This window comes from Pantoea sp. Seng (assembly GCF_009829935.1).
Classification (GTDB): domain Bacteria; phylum Pseudomonadota; class Gammaproteobacteria; order Enterobacterales; family Enterobacteriaceae; genus Pantoea; species Pantoea communis.
The window spans coordinates 1-22,229 of sequence record NZ_SZZV01000021.1 but is presented as its reverse complement, the minus strand read 5'-3'; the positions used below and the strand labels follow the sequence as shown (position 1 = coordinate 22,229).

Annotated in this window: 25 protein-coding genes and 1 tRNA gene; 15 read left to right on the top strand and 11 right to left on the bottom strand. The window is 53.0% G+C overall.

Annotation, left to right across the window (positions count from 1 at the left end; all coding sequences use genetic code 11):
• Positions 1–199 precede the first annotated feature (199 nt).
• Positions 200–1,024 (bottom strand): SDR family oxidoreductase, encoded by an 825-nt coding sequence (locus FD737_RS19480; protein WP_160834328.1) that lies wholly within the window; start codon positions 1,022–1,024, stop codon positions 200–202.
• A gap of 296 nt (positions 1,025–1,320) precedes the next feature.
• On the opposite strand from FD737_RS19480, the gene FD737_RS19475 reads away from it, so the two are divergent.
• Both FD737_RS19475 and FD737_RS19470 read left to right on the top strand, forming a co-directional pair.
• Positions 1,321–1,680: a type II toxin-antitoxin system RelE/ParE family toxin gene (locus FD737_RS19475; protein WP_034826694.1), complete on the top strand. Its 360-nt coding sequence runs from the start codon at positions 1,321–1,323 to the stop codon at positions 1,678–1,680.
• Positions 1,673–1,972 carry a helix-turn-helix domain-containing protein gene (locus FD737_RS19470; RefSeq protein ID WP_034826692.1) on the top strand — a complete coding sequence of 100 codons (300 nt, stop codon included), beginning with the start codon at positions 1,673–1,675 and terminating at the stop codon, positions 1,970–1,972. Before FD737_RS19475 ends, FD737_RS19470 begins: the two co-directional genes overlap by 8 nt.
• Positions 1,973–2,167: 195 nt before the next feature.
• Here FD737_RS19470 and FD737_RS19465 read toward each other — a convergent pair whose 3' ends face one another.
• The 6 genes from FD737_RS19465 to aspA all read right to left on the bottom strand — a co-directional run bounded on the left by FD737_RS19465 (position 2,168) and on the right by aspA (position 8,304).
• Positions 2,168–2,497 carry a helix-turn-helix domain-containing protein gene (locus FD737_RS19465; RefSeq protein WP_045831892.1) on the bottom strand — a complete coding sequence of 110 codons (330 nt, stop codon included), beginning with the start codon at positions 2,495–2,497 and terminating at the stop codon, positions 2,168–2,170.
• Between the two features lie 256 nt (positions 2,498–2,753).
• A tRNA-Phe gene (locus FD737_RS19460) sits at positions 2,754–2,829 on the bottom strand.
• Positions 2,830–3,019: 190 nt separating this feature from the next.
• Complete coding sequence (locus FD737_RS19455) at positions 3,020–3,598, bottom strand: transcriptional regulator (protein WP_097119015.1); 579 nt, start codon at positions 3,596–3,598, stop codon at positions 3,020–3,022.
• 66 nt (positions 3,599–3,664) lie between these two features.
• The gene (locus FD737_RS19450) at positions 3,665–5,365 is read right to left on the bottom strand and encodes a protein-disulfide reductase DsbD (RefSeq protein ID WP_160834327.1); all 1,701 of its coding nucleotides are present in this window, start codon (positions 5,363–5,365) and stop codon (positions 3,665–3,667) included.
• A gap of 83 nt (positions 5,366–5,448) precedes the next feature.
• The gene (locus FD737_RS19445; protein ID WP_160834326.1) at positions 5,449–6,750 is read right to left on the bottom strand and encodes an anaerobic C4-dicarboxylate transporter; all 1,302 of its coding nucleotides are present in this window, start codon (positions 6,748–6,750) and stop codon (positions 5,449–5,451) included.
• Between the two features lie 117 nt (positions 6,751–6,867).
• Positions 6,868–8,304, bottom strand: a complete 1,437-nt coding sequence (aspA, locus tag FD737_RS19440; protein ID WP_007886584.1) for an aspartate ammonia-lyase — start codon at positions 8,302–8,304, stop codon at positions 6,868–6,870.
• 375 nt (positions 8,305–8,679) lie between these two features.
• On the opposite strand from aspA, the gene FD737_RS19435 reads away from it, so the two are divergent.
• The 4 genes from FD737_RS19435 (at position 8,680) to FD737_RS19420 (ending at position 11,865) form a co-directional block, all read left to right on the top strand.
• Positions 8,680–9,132, top strand: a complete 453-nt coding sequence (locus FD737_RS19435; protein WP_097119018.1) for an FxsA family protein — start codon at positions 8,680–8,682, stop codon at positions 9,130–9,132.
• Between the two features lie 195 nt (positions 9,133–9,327).
• On the top strand, positions 9,328–9,621 hold the full coding sequence (locus FD737_RS19430; protein ID WP_021507766.1) for a co-chaperone GroES: 294 nt from the start codon (positions 9,328–9,330) through the stop codon (positions 9,619–9,621).
• 45 nt (positions 9,622–9,666) lie between these two features.
• Positions 9,667–11,319, top strand: coding sequence for a chaperonin GroEL (gene groL / locus FD737_RS19425; RefSeq protein ID WP_034826677.1), 1,653 nt, complete (start codon positions 9,667–9,669; stop codon positions 11,317–11,319).
• A 198-nt stretch (positions 11,320–11,517) separates the two neighbouring features.
• Entirely contained in the window at positions 11,518–11,865 is a 348-nt protein-coding gene (locus FD737_RS19420; protein ID WP_034826674.1) for a DUF4156 domain-containing protein, read from the top strand.
• Between the two features lie 43 nt (positions 11,866–11,908).
• Here FD737_RS19420 and epmB read toward each other — a convergent pair whose 3' ends face one another.
• Complete coding sequence (gene epmB / locus FD737_RS19415) at positions 11,909–12,937, bottom strand: EF-P beta-lysylation protein EpmB (RefSeq protein WP_097119020.1); 1,029 nt, start codon at positions 12,935–12,937, stop codon at positions 11,909–11,911.
• 41 nt (positions 12,938–12,978) lie between these two features.
• On the opposite strand from epmB, the gene efp reads away from it, so the two are divergent.
• The 4 genes from efp (at position 12,979) to epmA (ending at position 15,111) form a co-directional block, all read left to right on the top strand.
• Positions 12,979–13,545 carry an elongation factor P gene (gene efp, locus FD737_RS19410; protein ID WP_034826669.1) on the top strand — a complete coding sequence of 189 codons (567 nt, stop codon included), beginning with the start codon at positions 12,979–12,981 and terminating at the stop codon, positions 13,543–13,545.
• Between the two features lie 55 nt (positions 13,546–13,600).
• Entirely contained in the window at positions 13,601–13,735 is a 135-nt protein-coding gene (locus FD737_RS19405) for an entericidin A/B family lipoprotein (protein ID WP_034826667.1), read from the top strand.
• Between the two features lie 104 nt (positions 13,736–13,839).
• On the top strand, positions 13,840–13,974 hold the full coding sequence (locus tag FD737_RS19400; protein ID WP_038649531.1) for an entericidin A/B family lipoprotein: 135 nt from the start codon (positions 13,840–13,842) through the stop codon (positions 13,972–13,974).
• A gap of 159 nt (positions 13,975–14,133) precedes the next feature.
• Positions 14,134–15,111, top strand: a complete 978-nt coding sequence (epmA, locus tag FD737_RS19395) for an elongation factor P--(R)-beta-lysine ligase (protein ID WP_038649528.1) — start codon at positions 14,134–14,136, stop codon at positions 15,109–15,111.
• Between the two features lie 69 nt (positions 15,112–15,180).
• Here epmA and degS read toward each other — a convergent pair whose 3' ends face one another.
• The 3 genes from degS to zapG form a co-directional block, all read right to left on the bottom strand.
• Positions 15,181–16,260, bottom strand: coding sequence for an outer membrane-stress sensor serine endopeptidase DegS (gene degS, locus FD737_RS19390; protein ID WP_034826661.1), 1,080 nt, complete (start codon positions 16,258–16,260; stop codon positions 15,181–15,183).
• 86 nt (positions 16,261–16,346) lie between these two features.
• Positions 16,347–17,717 carry a serine endoprotease DegQ gene (gene degQ, locus FD737_RS19385; protein WP_160834325.1) on the bottom strand — a complete coding sequence of 457 codons (1,371 nt, stop codon included), beginning with the start codon at positions 17,715–17,717 and terminating at the stop codon, positions 16,347–16,349.
• A gap of 111 nt (positions 17,718–17,828) precedes the next feature.
• Positions 17,829–18,233 carry a Z-ring associated protein ZapG gene (zapG, locus tag FD737_RS19380; RefSeq protein ID WP_034826655.1) on the bottom strand — a complete coding sequence of 135 codons (405 nt, stop codon included), beginning with the start codon at positions 18,231–18,233 and terminating at the stop codon, positions 17,829–17,831.
• 184 nt (positions 18,234–18,417) lie between these two features.
• Here zapG and zapE point away from each other — a divergent pair, with 184 nt between their 5' ends.
• The 5 genes from zapE (at position 18,418) to sspB (ending at position 22,076) form a co-directional block, all read left to right on the top strand.
• Positions 18,418–19,545, top strand: a complete 1,128-nt coding sequence (gene zapE, locus FD737_RS19375; protein ID WP_160834324.1) for a cell division protein ZapE — start codon at positions 18,418–18,420, stop codon at positions 19,543–19,545.
• Positions 19,546–19,784: 239 nt separating this feature from the next.
• Positions 19,785–20,213, top strand: a complete 429-nt coding sequence (rplM, locus tag FD737_RS19370; RefSeq protein ID WP_034826650.1) for a 50S ribosomal protein L13 — start codon at positions 19,785–19,787, stop codon at positions 20,211–20,213.
• A gap of 15 nt (positions 20,214–20,228) precedes the next feature.
• Positions 20,229–20,621, top strand: coding sequence for a 30S ribosomal protein S9 (gene rpsI, locus FD737_RS19365; RefSeq protein WP_034826648.1), 393 nt, complete (start codon positions 20,229–20,231; stop codon positions 20,619–20,621).
• A 327-nt stretch (positions 20,622–20,948) separates the two neighbouring features.
• The gene (gene sspA, locus FD737_RS19360) at positions 20,949–21,590 is read left to right on the top strand and encodes a stringent starvation protein SspA (RefSeq protein ID WP_034826645.1); all 642 of its coding nucleotides are present in this window, start codon (positions 20,949–20,951) and stop codon (positions 21,588–21,590) included.
• A 3-nt stretch (positions 21,591–21,593) separates the two neighbouring features.
• On the top strand, positions 21,594–22,076 hold the full coding sequence (gene sspB, locus FD737_RS19355) for a ClpXP protease specificity-enhancing factor (protein WP_034826642.1): 483 nt from the start codon (positions 21,594–21,596) through the stop codon (positions 22,074–22,076).
• The last annotated feature ends 153 nt before the right edge of the window (positions 22,077–22,229 follow it).

Here is a 22,229-nt window from a genome sequence, read left to right as displayed (position 1 = left end):
AAAGGATTAGTGATGTGTTACGAATGCGTTGTTACAGCTAACAAAATCAGGATCACGGAATAATATTCACACCGTATTTAACTTACTGATTAATAATTTTATTGGATATGGTTATGGCTAGATATATTTAAAGTATGGTCAGGTGTATTGCATATTTTATATTTAACCCGCCGAAGGACATGTACGGCGGGGAAATCAATCAAGGCTTCAAATCACCGTACCAGTAAGATGCCGTCACGCCGCCATCCATCAGAAAATCACTGCCGCTGATGTAGCCGCCTTCTGGTCCTATTATGAGGGCTGCCAGCGCTGCAACTTCGTCGGCGGTGCCGCCGCGACCGACGGGTGATTTTGCCAGCATATTGCGATAGCCCGCGCCGCGTGGGCCATTTAGCTCATCATTCGCTAAGGGTGTAAAGATAATGCCGGGGCTGATGCTGTTGACACGCGCGCCACGCTGGCCCCACTTCGTCGCTTCGGCCATAACCCGCAGAGCGTTACCGCGTTTGGCATATTGATAGGCCAACAGAGGATCACTGAAAGCGGTGTTCTGCAAAAATGGCAGGCTGAGCAAATCCTCTGTTGGCGTGATGGCTAACGCTTCATTTTGTTCAACCGTGAGCGCAGGCAGTCGATGGCCGGATTGAGAGGCAATCACGATTCCGCAACCGCCTGACGCCATGTGCGGACCGAACTCTTCCAGCACCACGGCAGTACCGTAAAGATCGACTTGTAAAATGGTGGCGGGGCTGGCTTGAGAAGGCGAGACTCCAGCCGAGTGAATCACTCCTTTGATAACACCCAGCGCAGTGGCCTGCTGCACCAGATGTTGAATCGATTGGCGCGAACTGACATCGACTTGGCTGGTTTCTACCGTAAAGCCGGCATCACGTAAGGTTTGTGCGGCAGCCGCACATTTTCTCGAATTGAGGTCCGCCAGCAGCACAGTTTTGCCCTGACTCACGCGACGCGCGATGGCTTGTCCAATCGCACCCGCGCCAATAACCACCATAATTTCTTTCATTGTCTCTCCTGCCTTGAGGAATAAGTGATGCGGCAAGCATAGCGGGGAAGGCCATTGATGACTGTAGGGCCAATTGGCATGAGCTTATGAATGCTGCTCATGGGTTCTGAGCTTTAGGGGCGGGACCTATGACTAACTGCACTTTGCAGGCTGTTTGCAGTTTTGTTCGCGATGTATCTCAGTTCAACATTATTTCAAACTCACTTAAGCGTTCAGGTATTGAAAAAGGGTAAGTTTCAAATATAACTTCTAGTTTATATCCAAGGCGTATAAACTACAGTTCATGTGAGGGACTTTTGAACAACTGGAGCGTTGATACAACGGAGCATTTTGCAGCGTGGCTAAAAGCGCAGGATGATGAAATGATTGAAGATGTACTCGCAAGCCTGGAAGTGTTGAAAATCTTCGGCCCTCATTTAGGGCGGCCTGATGTAGACACCATCATCGGCTCTCAATATGCAAACATGAAAGAATTGCGCGTGCAAAGTAATGGTAGGCCTGTTCGGGCGTTCTTCGCATTCGATCCCAGAAGGAAGGGGATCGTCTTGTGTGCAGGGGACAAAACGGGGATCAATCAGAAGCGGTTTTACCGATCAATGATCAAATTAGCAGATCAAGAATACAGCAAGCATTTGAGAGGAATAATACATGCCTAAACTGGAAGAACTCATTGCACAACGATCTCCAGAATCACAGAAGAGAATTAAGGCTAAAGTCGCGGATAAAATTATTGAGGTTCAATTACGACACTTACGCGAAGAGCTTGAGCTCTCACAAGTACAGTTAGCCGAGAAAATGGGCGTTTCACAGCCAGCCATAGCAGCTATTGAAGCCCGAGGCGATGATATAAAACTCTCAAGCCTAAAAAAGTATGTTGAGGCATTAGGCGGAAAGCTGAGCTTGAACGTTGAACTACCTACGGGCGATGGGCGAACTTTTCTGCTTTGACATTAAAAAGTTTCTCTATTTCATTTGGATGAATGGTGAAGATTTTCGGTTGCAGGTCGTTTGAGGATGCCGTGAGGCATCCTGCAGCTTATCTAGATGCGATTATGTTCATTGATGCTGTTTAAATATCTAAGACAGCGGCTTTGCAGAAAGCACCCACTTCTTGTTGTGCAAAGGTAACATTGATAACTTCCATTACCATTCTGATTTCTCCTCCCTGAGCGGTTTATCTTTTCGTTGTCCTGAAGCTCTACGCCTTTGTTTACCCTGCAGCTTTGCAAGTTGAATCGGGGATATCTCCTGACGCGGCAGAAACAGCTCCAGCTTTTCGGTGAGATCCAACGCTACCATGATGGCGATAAAGACATCGAACGGCACTTTTCCTTTTTCAGCATTGAGCACAGACTTACGTGCAACACCTGCGCGCTCAGCAACCTCCGTCTGCGTTAAGTCACGATTTAGACGGGCTTGCTTGAGTCGCTGGCCAATTTCTTCAGCCAGTGCAGATGCGGAAGGAGTAGTCATATCTTTAAAGTCCCAATGTAGACACTTTATCGTCGGTCATGCGTTTAATGTCCAAATTATAGGACTCTATCGGATCATTGTCATGATAAATGGATGTATTGTAGAGTCCCTTATATAGCACTTTATGAGGATTAAAGGTGATTTAAGTCCTTAAAGTGGGACATAATAAAGTTGAGGGGGGGCTAAGGGATTAAGTTTTGAAAACGTCAAACGCAGAAAAGCAAAAACCCAGCCATAAGCTGGGTTTTCAGAATGTTGGTGCCCGGACGCGGAATCGAACCACGGACACGGGGATTTTCAATCCCCTGCTCTACCGACTGAGCTATCCGGGCAACGGGGCGCATTAAACCTTAATGGCTTTCAGCCGTCAACGGCTTTCGTCAAAAAAGCGTAGCAATCGTGACTGATTGCTTGCTTTTCAGGCAGGGTGTGCAAAATCTCAACGTGCCCGCTGGTGGTAAAGCAGTATTCAGGATTGCGTGACCTGCATGATGCACGGGCTTAAGGGCCTCCTGCGAAAGTTTAGGCCAGTGCCCCGTTCTGTCGGCACAGCGCGATACTCAGCACATCCTCTGCCAGACGACGCGCGGTGGACACATCCTGCACGTTGCGTTTCACTAGCAGCTTGCTCAGACAACCCTCGAGAATCAGCTCCATTTGATCGGCCACCATCGTCGGATTATCCAGCGCCAAATCCACCAGAATTTCATGAGTGAACTGCCATGAGCTGCGTTTCTGCTGCTCTGCTAACTGATGTACGGGTTGGTCAGGCTGCGGATAGAAGCTGCAGGCGGCGATAAACAGGCAGCCGGGAAAGCGGCCTTTGTTCACGTGCTCACTTAACACGTCGTAACGCGCCAGCAATTTTTGTTGGGCTGTGAGATGTTCATTGAGCTGTATCTGGCGGCGCCAGCTGTCAATCTGCTGACCGTGATAGCGCAGCGCGTCGTACAATAATGCGTCACGGTCGGGCCAGAAACGTTCAAGATGTTCTGCATCAAGTCCGGTCTCACCGGCCAACTGCTGCAGGGAAGTGGTGGCGGCAAGGCCGCTTTGCTCAAGCACATTCAGCGCATGCTCAAGAATCTGTTCACGTTGCAAGTGACTCTCCTCTGGAGTGCGGGCCCGCTCGCGCACGAACGGGCAGTGTCCTGCAACCAGTGTCGTTTAACGCGACAGATTGTGCAAATGCGTGCGGAAGTCGGCAGCGTTAAGGAAACCGGTGACGCGTGAGTCAGGGATTTCTTTGCCTTGTGCATCAAAGAACAGAATGGTGGGCAAGCCTAATACCTGTAAATGCTGCAACAGGGCGTTATCCTGCGCATTATTCGCGGTGACGTTGGCTTGCAGCAATTGTAGCTGACTTAAGTCGGCACGCACGCCTTCATCGCTGAAGGTATATTTCTCAAACTCTTTGCAGGCAACGCACCAGTCGGCGTAGAGATCGATCATGGTAATGCGACCTTGTGCCTGCTGTAGCGCGCTATCCAATTGTGCGCTGCTGGCAATGGTTTTGAACGGCAGATGCGCCACTGACTGCACGCTGGCGCTGCTGCCAAAAGCCCAATCCTGCAGCGGACGAGCGGCCACCAGCGCAGCAGCGAGCATGATGATTTGTAGAATGCGCCATTTGCCATTAGCACGCAGGCTGAGGTTGAACGCCCAGGCAAAGAACGCGACGCCGAGCAGGCTCCACAGACGCAAGCCCCAGACATCACCCACTACACGCTCCAGTAAGAACACCGGCAGCGCCAGAATCACAAAGCCGAAGCCCTCTTTGACGCTCTGCATCCACGGGCCACTTTTCGGCAGCAGCTTGTTGCCGAACATCGTTACGGCAACCAGCGGCAGGCCCATGCCGAACGCATAGAGCCACAGCGTGCCCGCACCGGCCCACAGATTACCGCTTTGCGCGATATACAGCAGAATGGCACTCAGCGGCGCGGTGGTGCAGGGCGAGCAGATCAATCCCGCCAGTGCGCCCATCATAAACACGCCCGGCAATGAACCGCCTTGCTGACGATTACTCCACAGCGTCAGGCGCGTTTGCAGACTGGAAGGCAGTTGCAGTGAGAACAGGCCAAACATTGACAACGCCAGCACGATGAACAGCGCTGACAGGCCAATCAACACGTAAGGATGCTGCAGCGCCGCCTGGAAACGTAAACCTGCGGCGGCCACCACCATGCCGAGCACGGTGTAGGTCAGCGCCATCCCTTGCACATAGACCATCGCCAGTGCGAACAGGCGTCCAGCAGAGTAGCGACGCTGGCCACCGAGAATGATGCTGGAGATCAGCGGATACATCGGCAATACGCACGGCGTGAAGGCAACGCCGATGCCAATCAGCAGCGCCCACAGCGGTGAAAACGGCAGTGGCGTACGCTGTTGCGCAGGCTGCGCGTTAACGGCGGTTGCGTCGTGATTGGCAGCAACCGGAGTGAGCGGCACTGAGCGGGTTTCGGGCGGGTAGCAGAAACCAGCGGCCGCACAGCCCTGATAGGTCACCGTGAGCGTGGCACCGGACTCAGCCTGATGCAGAGTGATCGGCACCTGTAAATCCTGCGGATAGATTTCGCTCTTGCCGAAGAACTCATCTTCATGCGGCTGTCCTGGCGGCAGAGCGAGCGGTGCCATCTGTGCTTTTTGCGGCGTCACATGAATCTGCTGACGATAAAGGTAATAGCCGTCCTTCACCTTCCAGCTCAGTGTGAGTTGGTTGCCCTGCTGGCTGAAATCGAAGCCAAATGCCTGATCCACCGGCACAAAGCGGCTGTTATTGGTAGGTGAGAAGATATTGGCCTGTGCTGAAAAGCAAAACAGCAATGCGAGGCAAAGGCCCATCAGGCGAGAAAGTCGTGCAGCCATGAGGATGTAATCAGCTCCGGTGGCGAATGAGCCGCGATGATAGCACGGCCGCCTCGCCACGAGGTTTTCAGGATGTAACGGCGCTACAGAATCAGGCTACCAAACAGGAAGCCAAACGCCACGGAGAAGGCAATCGCCAACACGCCGGGAATGATAAAGGAGTGATTAAACACAAACTTGCCGATTCGGGTCGAACCGGTGTCATCCATTTCTACGGCTGCCAATAAGGTGGGATAGGTCGGCAACACGAACAGGGCTGAAACGGCGGCAAAGGAGGCAACGGCGGCGAGAGGGGATACGCCAAGCATGAGGGCGGCAGGCATCAACGCCTTGGTGGTCGCTGCCTGTGAATAGAGCAGGGTAGCAGCGAAGAACAATATTAACGCCAGCATCCACGGGTAGCTCTGCAACATATCGCCAGCCGCAGTCTGGATGTCCGCCAGGTGGGCTTTGACAAAGGTATCGCCTAGCCATGCCACGCCCATCACGCAGATACAGGCACTCATACCGGATTTGAACGTACTGGCGCTGAGGATTTCGCCGGTATCGACTTTGCAGGTTAGGCAAATCAGTGTGGCAACGGTGAGCATAAACACCACAATCGCTTCGTTACGAGGCAGCACTGGGTTGCTGATTAGCCCAACGCTGTCGCTGATCGCCGTGGCGTAGAGCACAACTGCCGCTATGCCGATCAGGAATAGCCCGACCGCACGTTTGGCGCCAGGCTTAATGTCAAAGACGCGTTCTCCGCGCAGTGTGACTTCACCTTTGGCTAAGCGCGCCTGATACACCTCGTCTTCTTTTAACTCTCTACCAAGAAAGCTGGTGATCACGGCGGCACAGAAGATGGCAGCCATGGTGGACGGGATCGATACCGCGAGCAGCGCCAGATAGCTGACACCGCGCGGTTCCAGAATCGACGCGAAGAACACCACTGCAGCAGAGAGCGGCGAAGCGGTAATGGCAATTTGCGAGGCGACCACCGCAATCGACAGTGGGCGTGAAGGGCGTACACCTTGCTCTTTGGCCACTTCAGCGATGACGGGTAGCGTCGAGAACGCAGTGTGTCCGGTGCCCGCCAGCAGCGTCATCACATAGGTGACGAGTGGGGCGAGGAAGGTGACGTAACGCGGATGACGGCGCAGCAGGCGCTCGGCCAAACCGACCATGTAATCGAGTCCGCCTGCAATCTGCATCGCGGCAATTGCGGCAATCACTGCCATGATAATTTCGATCACATCGAAGGGAATCGCGCCCGGCTTCATGCCGCAGAACAGCGTCAACACCAGTACGCCCAATCCGCCGGCAAATCCAATTCCGATGCCGCCTAGACGTGCACCCAGCCAGATCGCCAGCAGGACAATCAATAATTCCACTAACACCATTCATTCCGCTCCTGAGCCGTGGGGGAAATCTCGACTCTTAAAGTTGTAGCCGCCAATAAGAAAAAAGCACGCCGTATTGTATACAGGCGTGCTTTTGGCAACTTGATCCGGAACGGATTACTGTTCGTTTTCGTCGGTGTAGCGTTTGGCTTTGTAGGTCGGATGCATCAGGTTCTGAATCGAGAAGATGTCATCCAGTTCCGCTTCGGTCAGCAGACCGCGCTCCAATACTACTTCACGTACGCTCTTGCCGGTTTCCGCACAAATCTTGCCGACGATATCGCCATTGTGGTGGCCGATATACGGGTTGAGATAAGTGACGATACCGATGGAGTTGAACACGTAAGCTTCACATACCGCTTTGTTAGCCGTGATGCCGTTGACGCATTTTTCCAGCAGGTTGAAGCAGGCGTTGGTCAGAATGCTGATCGACTCAAACAGCGCCTGGCCAATCACCGGTTCCATCACGTTCAGCTGCAGCTGACCCGCTTCTGATGCCATGGTCACGGTAATGTCGTTGCCGATAACCTTGAAGCACACCTGGTTCACCACTTCTGGCACCACCGGGTTCACTTTGGCTGGCATGATTGATGAACCGGCCTGCAATTCTGGCAAGTTGATTTCGTTCAGACCCGCACGTGGGCCGGAAGAGAGCAGGCGCAGGTCGTTACAGATCTTCGACAGTTTCACCGCCAGACGTTTCAGCGCAGAGTGCACCATCACGTAAGCACCGCAGTCAGAGGTTGCTTCAATCAGGTCTTCTGCCGGGACGACAGGCAAATTACTGACTTCCGCCAGACGCTGAACGGCCAGCTGCTGATAGCCATCCGGGGTGTTGAGGCGAGTCCCGATGGCCGTCGCGCCCAGGTTTACTTCCAGCAGCAGTTCTGCGGTGCGCAGGATGCTGCGGGTTTCTTCATTCAGCAGCACGTTAAACGCGTGGAATTCCTGGCCCAGCGTCATCGGTACGGCATCCTGCAGCTGGGTACGACCCATCTTGAGGATATTTTCGAACTCGACCGCTTTACGCTGGAAGCCTTCACTGAGCTGGCTGATGCCGTCCAGCAGTTTCAGAATTGAAGCGTAAACCGCAATACGGAATCCGGTGGGATAAGCATCGTTGGTCGACTGACACTTATTCACGTGATCGTTAGGGTTGAGGTACTGGTATTCACCTTTTTGGTGGCCCATCAGTTCCAGACCGATGTTTGCCAGCACTTCGTTGGTGTTCATGTTGACCGAGGTGCCCGCGCCGCCCTGATAGACGTCAACCGGGAACTGATCCATGCATTTACCGTTATTCAGCACTTCATCACAGGCCTGAATAATGGTGTTTGCGATGTTGCGAGGGATTGTTTGCAGCTCTTTGTTGGCGAGCGCGGCTGCTTTTTTGACCATCACCATACCGCGGACAAATTCCGGTATGTCACTGATTTTGTTGTTACTAATGTAGAAGTTCTCAATCGCACGCAGAGTATGAACACCGTAGTAAGCGTCTGCCGGAACTTCGCGCATGCCTAACAGGTCTTCTTCGATACGAATGTTGTTCGCCATGATTACCTTCTTATTATTTCTGCGGTGTCACTGCCGGGCGACCGGGATGGTCGGGCGGCAATCACTGTGCAGGTGAAGCAATTATATTGTCGTGGATTACCAGCACCGACATTTTATCCATCTTCGGGCTGGCGGGCACGATCATATTCTGTTGTTACAGAATTGTTTGTGCACAGATCACTTTACGGGCATTTACTGGCCCAGCGGTAATAACGATATGTGATGTAGTTCGCAATTTTAAGTCAGTGGGAAAAATTTGGCAGGATCGGTTGAAATCGCGGGTTGAGATGCCCATCTCTATCAATACGGTCAGACAGACCATCCCTTTCTGCTGCCTGGCAAGAAGCGAGGCAGCCCTACTCACAGGAGATATCGGTGCGCTGGATACCGTTCGTGATTTTTTTTGTTCTGGCCTGGATTGAGATCTCAATTTTCATTCAGGTTGCACATGCCCTCGGCGTGCTGCTTACCATGCTACTGGTGATCTTCACCTCGTGCATCGGTGTGTCGCTGGTGAAAAACCAGGGTATGAAGAACTTCCGTCTGATGCAGGAGAAGCTGGCGCGCAATGAAAGCCCAGCGGCGGAGATGACCAAAAGCGTTTCACTGATTATTTCGGGCTTCTTACTGCTGTTGCCGGGCTTCTTTACTGACTTCCTCGGTTTGTTGCTGCTGTTGCCTCCGGTGCAGAAACATCTGACGCTGAAATTAATGCCGCATCTGCGTGTGTGGCGCGGACCCGGCGCCGGGCCGGACAGTGGCTATACCATGGATGGCGAATACGAGCGTAAAGATCAGGATCAAATCGGACACGATAAAGATCGATAAGAAGAGAAGGGCGGCGAGAGTCGCCCTTTTTGCTGTCTTTTTCGTCAATGGTTACAAAAACGAAAATTTTTTATTTTTTGCCCCTTGAAAGCCTTTTTTAGTGACCCTATCTCTCTCTCCACGAGGCCGGAAGCCATGCAGTCCGGTTCAACCCAAAAAACTGAATGATTGGACTTCTCAAAGGAGAGCTACCAAATGAAAATTCGTCCGTTGCACGATCGCGTTATCGTCAAGCGTAAAGAAGTTGAAGCTAAATCTGCTGGCGGTATCGTTCTGACCGGCTCTGCAGCTGGCAAATCAACCCGTGGTGAAGTTCTGGCTGTGGGTAATGGCCGCATCCTGGAAAACGGTGATGTTAAGCCGCTGGACGTGAAAGTTGGCGATCTGGTTATCTTCAGCGAAGGCTACGGTGCCAAAACTGAGAAGATCGATAACGAAGAAGTTCTGATCATCTCTGAAAGCGACATCCTGGCGATTGTCGAAGCGTAATTACGCGTAATTCACTGAACGAAACGAATTTAAGGGATATTTGAAATGGCAGCTAAAGACGTAAAATTCGGTAATGACGCGCGCGTAAAAATGCTGCGTGGCGTGAACGTACTGGCAGATGCAGTAAAAGTTACCCTGGGCCCGAAAGGCCGTAACGTGGTTCTGGATAAATCTTTTGGTGCACCGACCATCACCAAAGATGGCGTTTCTGTAGCACGTGAAATCGAGCTGGAAGACAAGTTCGAGAACATGGGTGCACAGATGGTGAAAGAAGTGGCCTCTAAAGCGAACGACGCTGCGGGCGACGGCACCACCACTGCAACCGTTCTGGCTCAGTCTATCGTGAACGAAGGCCTGAAAGCCGTTGCGGCTGGCATGAACCCAATGGACCTGAAGCGCGGTATCGATAAAGCCGTTGCTGCTGCCGTTGAAGAGCTGAAAGCGCTGTCTGTTCCTTGCCAGGATACTAAAGCCATTGCTCAGGTAGGTACCATCTCTGCTAACTCTGATGAGTCAGTCGGTACCCTGATCGCGAAAGCGATGGATAAAGTGGGCAAAGAAGGTGTTATCACCGTTGAAGAAGGCACCGGCCTGCAAGACGAGCTGGACGTGGTTGAAGGTATGCAGTTCGACCGTGGCTACCTGTCTCCTTACTTCATCAACAAGCCAGAAACCGGCGCAATCGAACTGGATGCACCGTTTATCCTGTTGGCTGACAAGAAGATCTCTAACATCCGTGAACTGCTGCCAGTACTGGAAGCGGTTGCGAAAGCCGGTAAACCACTGCTGATCATCGCTGAAGATGTTGAAGGCGAAGCACTGGCAACTCTGGTGGTTAACACCATGCGCGGTATCGTGAAAGTGGCTGCGGTTAAAGCACCAGGCTTCGGCGACCGTCGTAAAGCAATGCTGCAGGATATCGCAATCCTGACTGGCGGTACCGTCATCTCTGAAGAGATCGGTATGGAGCTGGAAAAAGCGACCCTGGAAGATCTGGGTCAGGCTAAGCGTGTTGTGATCAACAAAGATACTTCTACCATCATCGATGGTGTGGGCGATCAGGGTGCAATCTCTGGCCGTGTGACTCAGATCCGTCAGCAGATTGAAGAAGCAACTTCTGATTACGACAAAGAAAAACTGCAGGAGCGCGTAGCGAAACTGGCAGGCGGCGTGGCCGTTCTGAAAGTGGGTGCAGCCACTGAAGTTGAAATGAAAGAGAAGAAAGCACGCGTTGAAGATGCCCTGCACGCTACCCGTGCTGCGGTAGAAGAAGGCGTGGTTGCTGGTGGTGGTGTTGCACTGGTTCGCGTTGCAGCCAAGATCGCTGCTTCTGGCCTGAAAGGTCAGAACGAAGATCAGAACGTGGGTATCAAAGTTGCGCTGCGCGCAATGGAAGCTCCACTGCGTCAGATCGTTTCTAACGCCGGTGAAGAGCCATCTGTTGTTGCTAACAACGTGAAAGCAGGCGACGGCAACTACGGCTACAACGCTCAGACTGAAGAATACGGCAACATGATCGACTTCGGTATCCTGGACCCAACCAAAGTGACCCGTTCTGCGCTGCAGTACGCGTCTTCTGTTGCGGGCCTGATGATCACCACCGAAGCGATGGTAACTGACCTGCCTAAAGGCGATGCTCCTGATTTAGGTGGCGCTGGCGGCATGGGTGGCATGGGCGGAATGGGCGGCATGATGTAATTTGCCCCTGACTGCTTAAGTCATGTGAAAAACCCTCGATCGGAAACGGTCGGGGGTTTTTCTTTTGGTGGCGAACAAGGTATAAGTAAGAGCGCAATACTTCGGCTTTGCGGGTTTAGGGCAATGAATGTTCAGAAAAAAAGTGCGCTTTTCTGCTACGCTGCCGCCCGACACTGATGATAATAAATGGGGATTACAATGCGGATTAACCTCTTGCTCGGACTGGCGGTAGGGACTTTACTGCTGGCGGGCTGCAGCAGCTCCAATCAACTGAGTTCCGGCGGACAGCGTGTCACTTTCGTTGACCAACAGCCTGGAAGCCAATGTCAGCTGCTGGGCAATGTCACCGGCTCACAGAGCAACTGGTTGAGCGGTTCAGGCGGTGAAGGCAGTTCTTTGCGTGGCGCAGCCAATGACCTGCGTAACCGCGCGGCAGAGATGGGTGGCAACGTGATTTACGGTGCAACCAGCCCAACGCAGAACCTGCTTTCAGCTTTCGCACCGCTTGACAGCAAAATGTCTGGTCAGGTGTATAAGTGCCCGTAATGGCATGAAAGAGATGTAAAAAAAGCCGCTGATGCGGCTTTTTTTATTCCTGGCGTAACTGCAAATCCAGCGGCGTTTTACTTGGCTCACCACCAATCTCGCGCGCCAGCTTCGGCACCATATAACCCGATACCATGGTTAACAACTGGCGTACTAGCGCACGGGCTTCTTCATCCGGCACAAAGAAATGCGCCGCGCCCTGTACTTTATCCAGCACGTGCAGGTAATAGGGCAGAATACCGGCATCAAACAGCGCGTTGCTCAGGTTGGCCAGCGCTTGTGCATCATCATTGATACCGCGCAGCAGCACGCTCTGATTAAGCAAGGTGACACCCGCGCGTTTCAGCATCTGCATGCCGTAGCGCAGCTCATCATCAATTTCTTGCGCGTGGTTGATGTGGCTCACCATCAGCACTTGCAGGCGTGTCTCGGCCAGAATCTGGCATAACCCTTCGGTAATGCGTGCCGGGATTACCACCGGGAGGCGGCTATGAATGCGCAGACGCCTCAGATGGGGGATTTTCTCCAGTGCGCCCACCAGCCACGCCAGCTCATGGTCTTTAGCCATCAGCGGATCGCCACCCGAGAAGATAATCTCATCCAGCTCTGGATGCTCAGCGATGTAATCGATCGCCGCCTGCCAGTTACGCTTATTGCCCTGATTATCCTGATAGGGGAAATGGCGACGGAAGCAGTAGCGGCAGTTAACCGCACAGCCGCCCTTCACCAGCAGCAATGCACGGTTTCTGTACTTATGCAGTAAACCGGGCACCACGCTACTTTGCTCATCCAGCGGGTCAGTGCTGTAACCTGGCGCATCGACAAATTCCTGACGGCTGGTTAATACCTGCAGCAAAAGGGGGTCGTGCGCATTGCCCGGCGTCATGCGTTGAATGAAGGCACGCGGCACGCGCAGCGCAAAAAGCTTGCGCGCATCGTTGCCTGCGGCCAAATCCGCATGCTGTTCGAGAGATAAAAGTCGCAGTAATTCAGTAGGATCGGTGACAACATCAGCAAGTTGCTGCAACCAATCTTCTCTGATGGGGGGATTTAGGGTTACAATGTTTGCCATTTTTTTGGCTATTACCAGTTCAATATTTACAGAGGGCCTTTATGGCGACTTATCTTAGCAACGATTTCCGTCCCGGTCTTAAAATCATGTTCGAAGGCGAGCCATATGCCATCGAAGCCAGTGAGTTCGTTAAACCGGGTAAAGGCCAGGCATTTGCACGCGTTAAAATGCGTCGTCTGCTGACCGGTTCTCGCGTTGAGAAGACCTTCAAATCTACCGACTCTGCCGAAGGCGCAGACGTTCGTGATATGACGCTGCAGTACTCTTACAACGACGGCGACTTCTACTACTTCATGCACCCTGAGTCTTTCGAGCAGTATCAGATCGAATCTAAAGTGCTGGACGACGTGACCAAATGGTTGCAGGACAATGCGGATTGTATCGTTACCCTGTGGAACGATAAAGCGATCGCTGTTCAGCCACCGAACTTCATCGAAGCAGAAGTCATCGAAACAGATCCAGGTCTGAAAGGTGATACTGCCGGTACCGGCGGCAAGCCAGCGACCCTGTCTACTGGCGCAGTGATCAAAGTTCCACTGTTCGTCCAGATTGGCGAAGTGGTTAAAGTTGACACCCGCTCTGGCGAATACGTTTCTCGCGTAAAATAATTGCCAAATCAGGCGCATCACTCGATGCGCCTTTTTTCTCTATGAGTTCAGAATAATGAAAAAGATGGCGAAATTGGCTGTTTTTGCGTTGCTGGTCTCTTCTGCTTTAAGTGCCTGCAACACTTTCCACGGCTTTGGTGAAGACGTCTCCCATTTGGGCGGTGCCATTTCACGCGCAGCTGATAAATAAATTGCGAGGGCGCCGCCTTTTCTCAGCGGCTTAGCCAGCAAGATTGTGTATAAGGTCTATGCTTGAATGGCTGTACTTTTACTGCAACCAACAAGGATATGGCTATGTTAAAGAAAAGTATTGTCGCGATTCTTTCTGTTCTGGTGCTTTCCTCTGTGTTGACCGCCTGCAACACCACCCGTGGTGTTGGCGAGGACGTTCAGGCCGGTGGCAAAGCGATTCAGCGTAGCGCACAGTGATCCAAACCGGTGCGAAACCCGATTTCGTACCGGATTCCCTGATTCCCTCTTTCTTTGTCTGAAAAAGCACCGCTAACGCCTTCGATCCCGTCACGCCGTTGTTTGCCGTAGCCAATACGGGTAGACTTCTCCCCCTTATCTGTATAAGGAGTCACCAACATGAGCGAAACGGCAAGCTGGCAGCCGAGTGCACCCATTGCCAATTTGTTGAAACGCGCCGCTATTTTGGCGGAGATTCGTCGTTTCTTTGCCGATCGCGGCGTGCTGGAGGTCGATACCCCGGCGATGAGCCAGGCGACCATCACGGATATCCATCTGGTGCCGTTCCAGACGCGCTTTGTGGGTCCAGGTGCAGCGGAAGGGCGCGATCTGTGGCTGATGACCAGCCCGGAATATCATATGAAGCGTCTGCTGGCGGCGGGCAGTGGCCCAATCTATCAGATGGGACGTTGCTTCCGTAACGAAGAAGCAGGGCGCCACCATAATCCTGAGTTCACCATGCTGGAGTGGTATCGTCCTCACTACGATATGTATCGCCTGATGAATGAAGTCGACGATCTGATGCAGCAGGTGCTGGAGTGCGATAGCGCCGAATCTTTATCGTATCAGCAGGCATTTATTCGCCATCTGGAACTTGATCCTTTGTCAGCGGATAAAACGCAGCTGCGTGAAGCCGCGACGAAGTTGGGTGAGGGTGAACTGGCGAATCGTGAAGAAGACCGCGATACCTTGTTGCAGCTGCTGTTTATGCTGGGTGTTGAGCCGAAGATTGGTAACGATAAACCGTGCTTCGTGTATCACTTCCCGGCCAGTCAGGCGGCATTGGCCGAAATCAGCACTGAGGATCATCGCGTCGCGGAGCGTTTCGAGGTGTATTACAAAGGCGTGGAGTTGGCTAACGGCTTCCGCGAATTGACCGATAGCCGCGAACAGCGTCAGCGCTTTGAGCAGGATAATCGTCGCCGTGCAGCGCGTGGTTTACCGCAGCACCCGATTGATACCAACCTGCTGGATGCGCTGGCACATGGCATGCCTGCTTGTTCAGGTGTGGCGTTGGGTGTGGATCGTTTGATTATGCTGGCGTTGAAAGCCAATGCATTAAGCGACGTGATTGCCTTCCCGGTGGATCGCAGCTAATCATTCTTGCTCAGGCAGGGTGTTTCAGACAACAACGGCGCATGTATTGCGCCGTTGTTCATTCAAGGGTTACTGCTGCGTGGTGGGTGCGGCTGGCGCTTCGGGGAACTCCTGAATAGTGACTGGCAGCATCATCTTTTGTTCGTTACGCAGAACCTGCACCTGAATCACCGATCCTGGACGAATCTCGGCGACCTGATCCATGGTTTCCTGCGCCGACAGCGCCGGTTTGCCGTTCACCTGTAAAAGCACATCATTGGCTTGAATGCCTGCCCGATCGGCTGGCCCGCCTGGCGTAACCTCACTGACGATAATACCCTGTGCACGATCCAGACTGCTGCCCTGACCGTGTAGCGGCGGCAGCTCACGTCCGGTGATGCCGATATAGCCACGAATGACCCGACCGTCACGAATCAATTTATCCATGATCTTGGTTGCTAACGCGGTTGGAATCGCAAAGCCAATCCCTTCCGGCGTTTCGCCATCATTGCTTTTATCAAATGTCAGGGTGTTAATGCCCATTAGTTCGCCGAGCGAGTTAATCAGCGCACCGCCTGAGTTGCCCTGATTGATGGATGCATCGGTCTGCAGGAAATTTTGACGACCCGATGAGCTCAAGCCCACGCGCCCGGTGGCACTGATAATGCCCTGAGTGACGGTCTGCCCGAGGTTGTAGGGGTTACCAATCGCCATCACCACATCGCCGATATGTGCGATACGGTTAGCGTTAATCGGAATCACCGGCAGGTTAGTGGCGCTGATTTTCAGCACCGCTAAATCGGTCATCGCATCTGAACCCACTAAGGTGGCTTCAAAGAAACGACCATCCTGCAACGCCACAATGATCTGGTCGGCGTTATTAATGACATGCTTGTTCGTGAGAATGTAGCCTTTCACGTTCATGATCACGCCAGAACCCAGCGTGGTGATACCGCGATTATTGTTGCCATGGGCACTGCGGTTGTAGACGTTGACCACCGCAGGCACAGCGCGGCGCACCCCCTGATTGAAGCTCACGGGGGATTCATCATCACTGTTGTCATGATCAAAGGTGACGTTGCTGCTCATACGCAGCGCAGGGATCGCTACCAGCAGCAAACCCGCTACGATCAGGCCCATCACCACAGAACGCAAAAGTTTAAGAAACATGGTGTTATTTCAGGAAAGGTGGGATCGCTGGGCAGAATAACATGAGAAAGGCGGACAAACACCTGCTTGTCCGCCTGTTGCGAGGATTATCGCATAAGTAAGTAAATGCTCTCGTCGCCTCGCACCACGTTCAGTGCCAGGATCGCGGGTTTACTTTCCAGCGCTTTACGCATTTCCGCCAGTGAAGTGACACGATCGCGGTTAACACCGACAATCACATCATCTTTCTGCAAGCCTGCCTGCTCAGCTGGCGTGCCTTTTTCAATGGCATCCACTTTCACGCCTTTATCGCCGCTCTTGGCTGCGCCATCACTCAGCGTTGCACCTTGTAACGCCGGTGACATCAGCTGGGCGCTGGCGGTGGTTTGCGCGCTCTGTTCCAGCGTCACGGTCACCGTCACCGGTTTGCCTTCACGCAGCAGACCAATTTTCACCTGCTGACCCGGTGGGGTGGTGCCCACTTTTACGCGCAACTCGGCAAAGCTGGTGATCGCTTTGTCATTGATGGAGGTGATGATGTCACCCGCTTTAATGCCCGCTTTTTGCGCCGCCGAGTTAGGCAGCACTTCAGAAACAAAGGCACCACGCTGAGCGTCAACGTTAAAGGCTTTGGCGATGTCAGGCGTCATTTCGGTGCCTTTAATGCCCAACTGACCACGCTTCACTTCACCAGACTGAATCAGCTGCTGCGCGAGGTTCATCGCCATATTGCTGGGAATCGCGAAGCCGATACCAATGTTGCCGCCGCTGGAGGCAAGAATCGCGGTGTTGATACCAATCAACTCGCCATTCAGGTTCACCAGAGCACCGCCGGAGTTCCCCCGGTTAATCGCCGCATCGGTCTGGATGAAGTTTTCCAGTCCTTCAAGGTTCAACCCGCTGCGGCCCAACGCCGAAATAATGCCGGAGGTGGCCGTTTGGCCAAGACCGAAGGGGTTACCGATAGCCACAGCAAAATCGCCCACTTTCAGGGAGTCGGAGTCGGCGATTTTCACCTGCGTCAGATTTTTAGCGCCTTCAACCTGGATCAGCGCGATATCGGTTTGCTCATCATGGCCAATCAGCTTGGCATCATATTCATTGCCATCGCTGAGCTGGACGCTGATTTTATCGGCACCGTTCACCACGTGGTTGTTGGTGAGGATGTAGCCTTTAGCCGCATCAATGATGACACCTGAACCAAGGCCTTCAAACGGCTGTGGCTGGGATTGTCCCGGTGCCTGGCCAAAGAAGCGCTTCAGCGGTTCAGGAATATCCTGTGCCTGCTGGCCGCTGTCGGTGCCTTCAACATGCACGCTAACGACCGCGGGCAGAACTTTTTCCAGCATGGGTGCCAGACTCGGCAGTGCTTGTCCCTGAACCTGAGCGGGCAGCGTCGCCATCGCGCCAGGCGTTGCCGCCAGACTCATCCCAATACTCAAGGCTAATGCGCTTAACAGCCGTGCTTGTTTTTTCATTGCTACAACGCTCTCGCTGCGAAAGAAGAAAGGGGATAGAAAGTGTGACAGTAGTTTGGCGTAAGTGTTCGAAAAACAAAAAGGGCACAGCTAAGCTGTGCCCCAAAAGGATTATTTACGCGGTGTACGGTCGCTGCCGCGCAGCAAACCGGATGCGCCATCAGAGTAATCACGCGGCATCTGCACCGGTGCCTGATCGTTATCCGCTTCGGCTTCCGTCAGCTGATAAGCAAACGGATTTTTTTCGCCCGGCAGATTTGGCAGCAGGTCATTCGAACCCTTTGCCATATGCTGATACAGCTGGCGATAATCATGTGCCATGTTGTCTAGCAATTCTGCGCTGCGCGCAAAGTGGTTGGTGAGCTCTTCGCGATAATCTGCCAGCTCAGCCTTCGATTTTTCCAGTTCGTACTGCATGCTACGCTGCTCACGCAGCTTCTTGTTGCCAAAACGCATGACAACTGCGCCGACAATAATGCCAATCACTAAACCAATCAGCCCGTATTCCCAGGTCATAATGACTCCCGTGTAATTTCCGTTGCTTCGTAGGGCATTGCTTCTGTTTCCACTTCAATAGCAGCCACTATACCCAATAATCTTATGGAAGTGGAACTCTCGGGCTGCATCGCTTAGTGTAGTGCGGCCTAATTTTCGCCAACCGACCCGTGAATCGGACTTTTTCAGGGATTCTGAGAGAACCATGCAAACCTCATCTCCGCTTGCCCGCTATGAGCAGGCGCTATCACAGGGCGAGTTTCGTCCAGATGATGTACAACGCGAAGCCATTACCCGCCTGGATGCGATCCAGCAAGGATTGATTGCCCGTAAGCCCGCGCCTGAACCCGCCCCTAAAGGGCTATTTGGCCGCCTGTCGAAGCTGATGTCCAAAGAGAAAAGCAGCAACGAAGCGCCGGTGCGCGGGCTGTATATGTGGGGCGGCGTGGGTCGCGGTAAAACCTGGGTGATGGATTTATTTTTTCAGTCTATTCCTGGCGATCGCAAACTCCGCCTGCATTTTCATCGTTTTATGCTGCGCGTCCATGAAGAACTGACCCAGTTACAAGGCCATAGCGATCCGCTGCTGATTGTGGCCGACCGCTTTAAAGCAGAAACCGATATTCTCTGCTTCGACGAATTCTTTGTGTCTGATATTACCGATGCCATGCTGTTGGGCACGCTGATGGAAGCACTGTTCGATCGCGGCATTGCGCTGGTGGCGACGTCCAATATTCCGCCTGACGATCTCTATCGCAATGGCCTGCAGCGCCCGCGTTTTCTGCCCGCAATTGAGCAGATCAAACGTCATTGTGATGTGATGAACGTGGATGCGGGTATCGACTACCGCTTGCGTACACTGACATCCGCGCATCTGTGGAATTTCCCGCTTAACGATGCCACGCATGCTGAAATGGAGCGCATGTTCCGCGCCTTGTCCGGCAAGCCGCGTGAAGATGCGCCGGTGCTGGAAATTAACCACCGTCAGATGCCAACGCTGGGCGTTCATGAAGGCGTGCTGGCGATTGATTTCCTCGCGCTGTGTGGCGAAGGGCGTAGTCAGCATGACTACATCGAGCTATCACGCCGCTTCCACAGCGTATTGCTGTATGATGTGCCGGTGATGATTTACAAGACCGAAGATCAGGCACGCCGCTTCCTGGCGCTGGTCGATGAATTCTACGAACGCCACGTGAAACTGGTGGTGGCGGCCGAAACCTCACTGTTTGAAATTTATCAGGGCACGCGCCTTAAGTTTGAGTATCAACGCTGCTTGTCGCGTTTGCAGGAGATGCAAAGCGAAGAGTATTTGCGTCTGCCGCATCTGCCCTGATGACGTGGGCAAAAATCGCAGGATTTCGATGCAAAAAGGTTCGATCTTTGAGTTCGACTTCTCTATAATCTTGCGACCCCACGTTACAGCATCGGTTTTCTTTCCCAAGAACTCGATGTGATCCGGTAACTCACTTGAAGGGGTGGCTTGCTGGGCAAAATGGTCGTGTGAGCCTCAATCGTTTACTTAGCGTTTGGGATTTCACCAACGTGTAACTTTTTATTTGGGTAAGCTTTTCAATGAAAACTTTTACAGCTAAACCAGAAACCGTACAGCGTGACTGGTATGTTGTTGACGCAACTGGCAAAACCTTGGGTCGCCTCGCGACTGAACTGGCGCGCCGTCTGCGTGGTAAGCACAAAGCGGAATACACTCCGCACGTTGATACCGGTGATTACATCATCGTTCTGAACGCTGAGAAAGTTGCTGTAACCGGCAACAAGCGTACTGACAAGATTTACTATCACCACACTGGCCACATCGGTGGTATCAAGCAAGCGACCTTTGCAGAGATGATCGAGCGCCGTCCTGAGCGTGTGATTGAAATCGCGGTTAAAGGCATGCTGCCGAAAGGCCCACTGGGTCGTGCTATGTACCGTAAACTGAAAGTTTACGCAGGCAACGAGCACACTCACGCGGCGCAGCAACCGCAAGTTCTTGACATTTAATCGGGATTATAGGCAATGGCTGAAACTCAAAACTACGGCACTGGTCGCCGCAAAAGCTCTGCCGCTCGCGTCTTCATCAAGCCGGGTAGCGGTAACATCGTCATTAACCAGCGCTCACTGGAGCAATACTTCGGTCGCGAGACTGCACGCATGGTCGTGCGTCAGCCGCTGGAGCTGGTTGATATGGTTGGTAAATTTGACCTGTACATCACCGTTAAAGGTGGTGGTATTTCTGGTCAGGCTGGTGCGATCCGTCACGGTATCACACGCGCTCTGATGGAATACGACGAGTCTCTGCGTCCTGAACTGCGTAAAGCGGGCTTCGTTACCCGTGACGCACGTGAAGTTGAACGTAAGAAAGTCGGCCTGCGTAAAGCACGTCGTCGTCCGCAGTTCTCTAAGCGTTAATTGTTGCTGCTTCGGCAGGCACAATTTGCTCAAAAAACCCGCCTCGGCGGGTTTTTTATTGTCACCGTTCACGATTTTTCACGCTAAAAACGCGAGCTTTACCCGCATTTTGCCCGCAAATCATTATCCCTGCCCCACAAGCTGCTTAAAATCTGGTAAACTCACTGACACTTTGCGCCCGCAAGCCGGAGCGTTGTGCGTGTTATTTCTGTCGGGACGACGGGAGAGCGCCGCTGACGTTGGCTGTGTGCGAATCTGATGAGCAGGTGAGTCGCCGCGTGGTTGGCTATTCGCAGTATCTTTTTGTGAACAAACTTGGAGGTTTTCATGGCTGTCGCTGCCAACAAACGTTCGGTAATGACGCTGTTTTCTGGTCCGACTGACATTTTTAGCCATCAAGTACGTATTGTACTGGCTGAAAAAGGCGTCAGCGTGGAGATCGAGCAGGTTGAAACGGATAACCTGCCGCAGGATCTGATTGACCTCAACCCGTATCGCACTGTACCAACGCTGGTCGACCGTGAACTGACGTTGTATGAATCACGCATCATCATGGAATACCTGGATGAGCGTTTCCCGCATCCACCGCTGATGCCTGTTTACCCGGTTGCCCGTGGTGAAAGCCGCCTGATGATGCATCGCATCGAGCAGGACTGGTACACCCTGATGCGCGCCATCGAAACTGGTAACAACGCTGAAGCTGATGCCGCGCGCAAACAACTGCGTGAAGAGCTGCTGGCGATTGCGCCATTGTTCTCGCGCACGCCGTTCTTCATGAGCGAAGAGTTCAGCCTGGTCGACTGCTATCTGGCACCGCTGCTGTGGCGTTTGCCGCAGATGGGCGTTGAGCTGGTGGGTGCCGGTTCTAAAGAGCTGAAAGGCTACATGACGCGCGTATTTGAACGTGACTCTTTCCTCGCTTCATTAACGGAAGCGGAACGTGAAATGCGCCTGCAAGCCCGGGGCTAATGTATGGAAATGTCGCAACTAACGGCTCGTCGTCCGTATCTGCTGCGTGCGTTTTATGACTGGCTGCTCGATAACCAGTTGACGCCGCATTTGGTGGTCGACATCAATCTGCCTGGTGTGCAGGTGCCGCTGGAGTATGCGCGTGATGGCCAGATCGTTCTGAACATTGCGCCGCGCGCTGTCGGTAACCTCGACCTCGCCAATGACGAAGTGCGTTTCAATGCGCGCTTCGGCGGCGTGCCGCGCCAGGTTTCTGTGCCAATGGCCGCTGTGCTGGCCATCTACGCACGTGAAAACGGTGCTGGCACCATGTTCGAACCGGAACCGGCTTACGAGCTGGAAACCAACGAACAGGAAGGCCAGGAAGAGACGATGATGTCAGTGATTGATGGCGATCGTCCCGACGATGCGGCTGATAACGATCACTCGCCGGATGATGAACCGCCACCGCGTGGTGGACGTCCTTCATTGCGCGTGGTGAAGTAAATCGCATGCAATAAAAACGGGCCATCAGGCCTAATGCCGATCAGTTAAGGATCAGTTGAACGATCCAGTGGCTGTGTAAGAATCCGGAAACGCTTCGTTTCCGGATTTTTTTATGCAGCTCAGTCAGGCCCTTGATATCGTCTCTCGTTACGA

Bases quoted from the DNA above. Each gene is read 5' to 3' on its own strand.
- zapG (WP_034826655.1), bottom strand. From the start codon at position 18,233: ATGACCTGGGAATACGGGCTGATTGGTTTAGTGATTGGCATTATTGTC.
- FD737_RS19430 (WP_021507766.1), top strand. From the start codon at position 9,328: ATGAAAATTCGTCCGTTGCACGATCGCGTTATCGTCAAGCGTAAAGAA.
- epmA (WP_038649528.1), top strand. From the start codon at position 14,134: ATGAGCGAAACGGCAAGCTGGCAGCCGAGTGCACCCATTGCCAATTTG.
- degS (WP_034826661.1), bottom strand. From the start codon at position 16,260: ATGTTTCTTAAACTTTTGCGTTCTGTGGTGATGGGCCTGATCGTAGCG.
- FD737_RS19465 (WP_045831892.1), bottom strand. From the start codon at position 2,497: ATGACTACTCCTTCCGCATCTGCACTGGCTGAAGAAATTGGCCAGCGA.
- FD737_RS19405 (WP_034826667.1), top strand. From the start codon at position 13,601: ATGAAAAAGATGGCGAAATTGGCTGTTTTTGCGTTGCTGGTCTCTTCT.
- FD737_RS19450 (WP_160834327.1), bottom strand. From the start codon at position 5,365: ATGGCTGCACGACTTTCTCGCCTGATGGGCCTTTGCCTCGCATTGCTG.
- efp (WP_034826669.1), top strand. From the start codon at position 12,979: ATGGCGACTTATCTTAGCAACGATTTCCGTCCCGGTCTTAAAATCATG.
- groL (WP_034826677.1), top strand. From the start codon at position 9,667: ATGGCAGCTAAAGACGTAAAATTCGGTAATGACGCGCGCGTAAAAATG.
- sspB (WP_034826642.1), top strand. From the start codon at position 21,594: ATGGAAATGTCGCAACTAACGGCTCGTCGTCCGTATCTGCTGCGTGCG.
- zapE (WP_160834324.1), top strand. From the start codon at position 18,418: ATGCAAACCTCATCTCCGCTTGCCCGCTATGAGCAGGCGCTATCACAG.
- epmB (WP_097119020.1), bottom strand. From the start codon at position 12,937: ATGGCAAACATTGTAACCCTAAATCCCCCCATCAGAGAAGATTGGTTG.
- rplM (WP_034826650.1), top strand. From the start codon at position 19,785: ATGAAAACTTTTACAGCTAAACCAGAAACCGTACAGCGTGACTGGTAT.
- FD737_RS19400 (WP_038649531.1), top strand. From the start codon at position 13,840: ATGTTAAAGAAAAGTATTGTCGCGATTCTTTCTGTTCTGGTGCTTTCC.
- FD737_RS19420 (WP_034826674.1), top strand. From the start codon at position 11,518: ATGCGGATTAACCTCTTGCTCGGACTGGCGGTAGGGACTTTACTGCTG.
- FD737_RS19480 (WP_160834328.1), bottom strand. From the start codon at position 1,024: ATGAAAGAAATTATGGTGGTTATTGGCGCGGGTGCGATTGGACAAGCC.
- rpsI (WP_034826648.1), top strand. From the start codon at position 20,229: ATGGCTGAAACTCAAAACTACGGCACTGGTCGCCGCAAAAGCTCTGCC.
- FD737_RS19445 (WP_160834326.1), bottom strand. From the start codon at position 6,750: ATGGTGTTAGTGGAATTATTGATTGTCCTGCTGGCGATCTGGCTGGGT.
- FD737_RS19470 (WP_034826692.1), top strand. From the start codon at position 1,673: ATGCCTAAACTGGAAGAACTCATTGCACAACGATCTCCAGAATCACAG.
- degQ (WP_160834325.1), bottom strand. From the start codon at position 17,717: ATGAAAAAACAAGCACGGCTGTTAAGCGCATTAGCCTTGAGTATTGGG.
- sspA (WP_034826645.1), top strand. From the start codon at position 20,949: ATGGCTGTCGCTGCCAACAAACGTTCGGTAATGACGCTGTTTTCTGGT.
- aspA (WP_007886584.1), bottom strand. From the start codon at position 8,304: ATGGCGAACAACATTCGTATCGAAGAAGACCTGTTAGGCATGCGCGAA.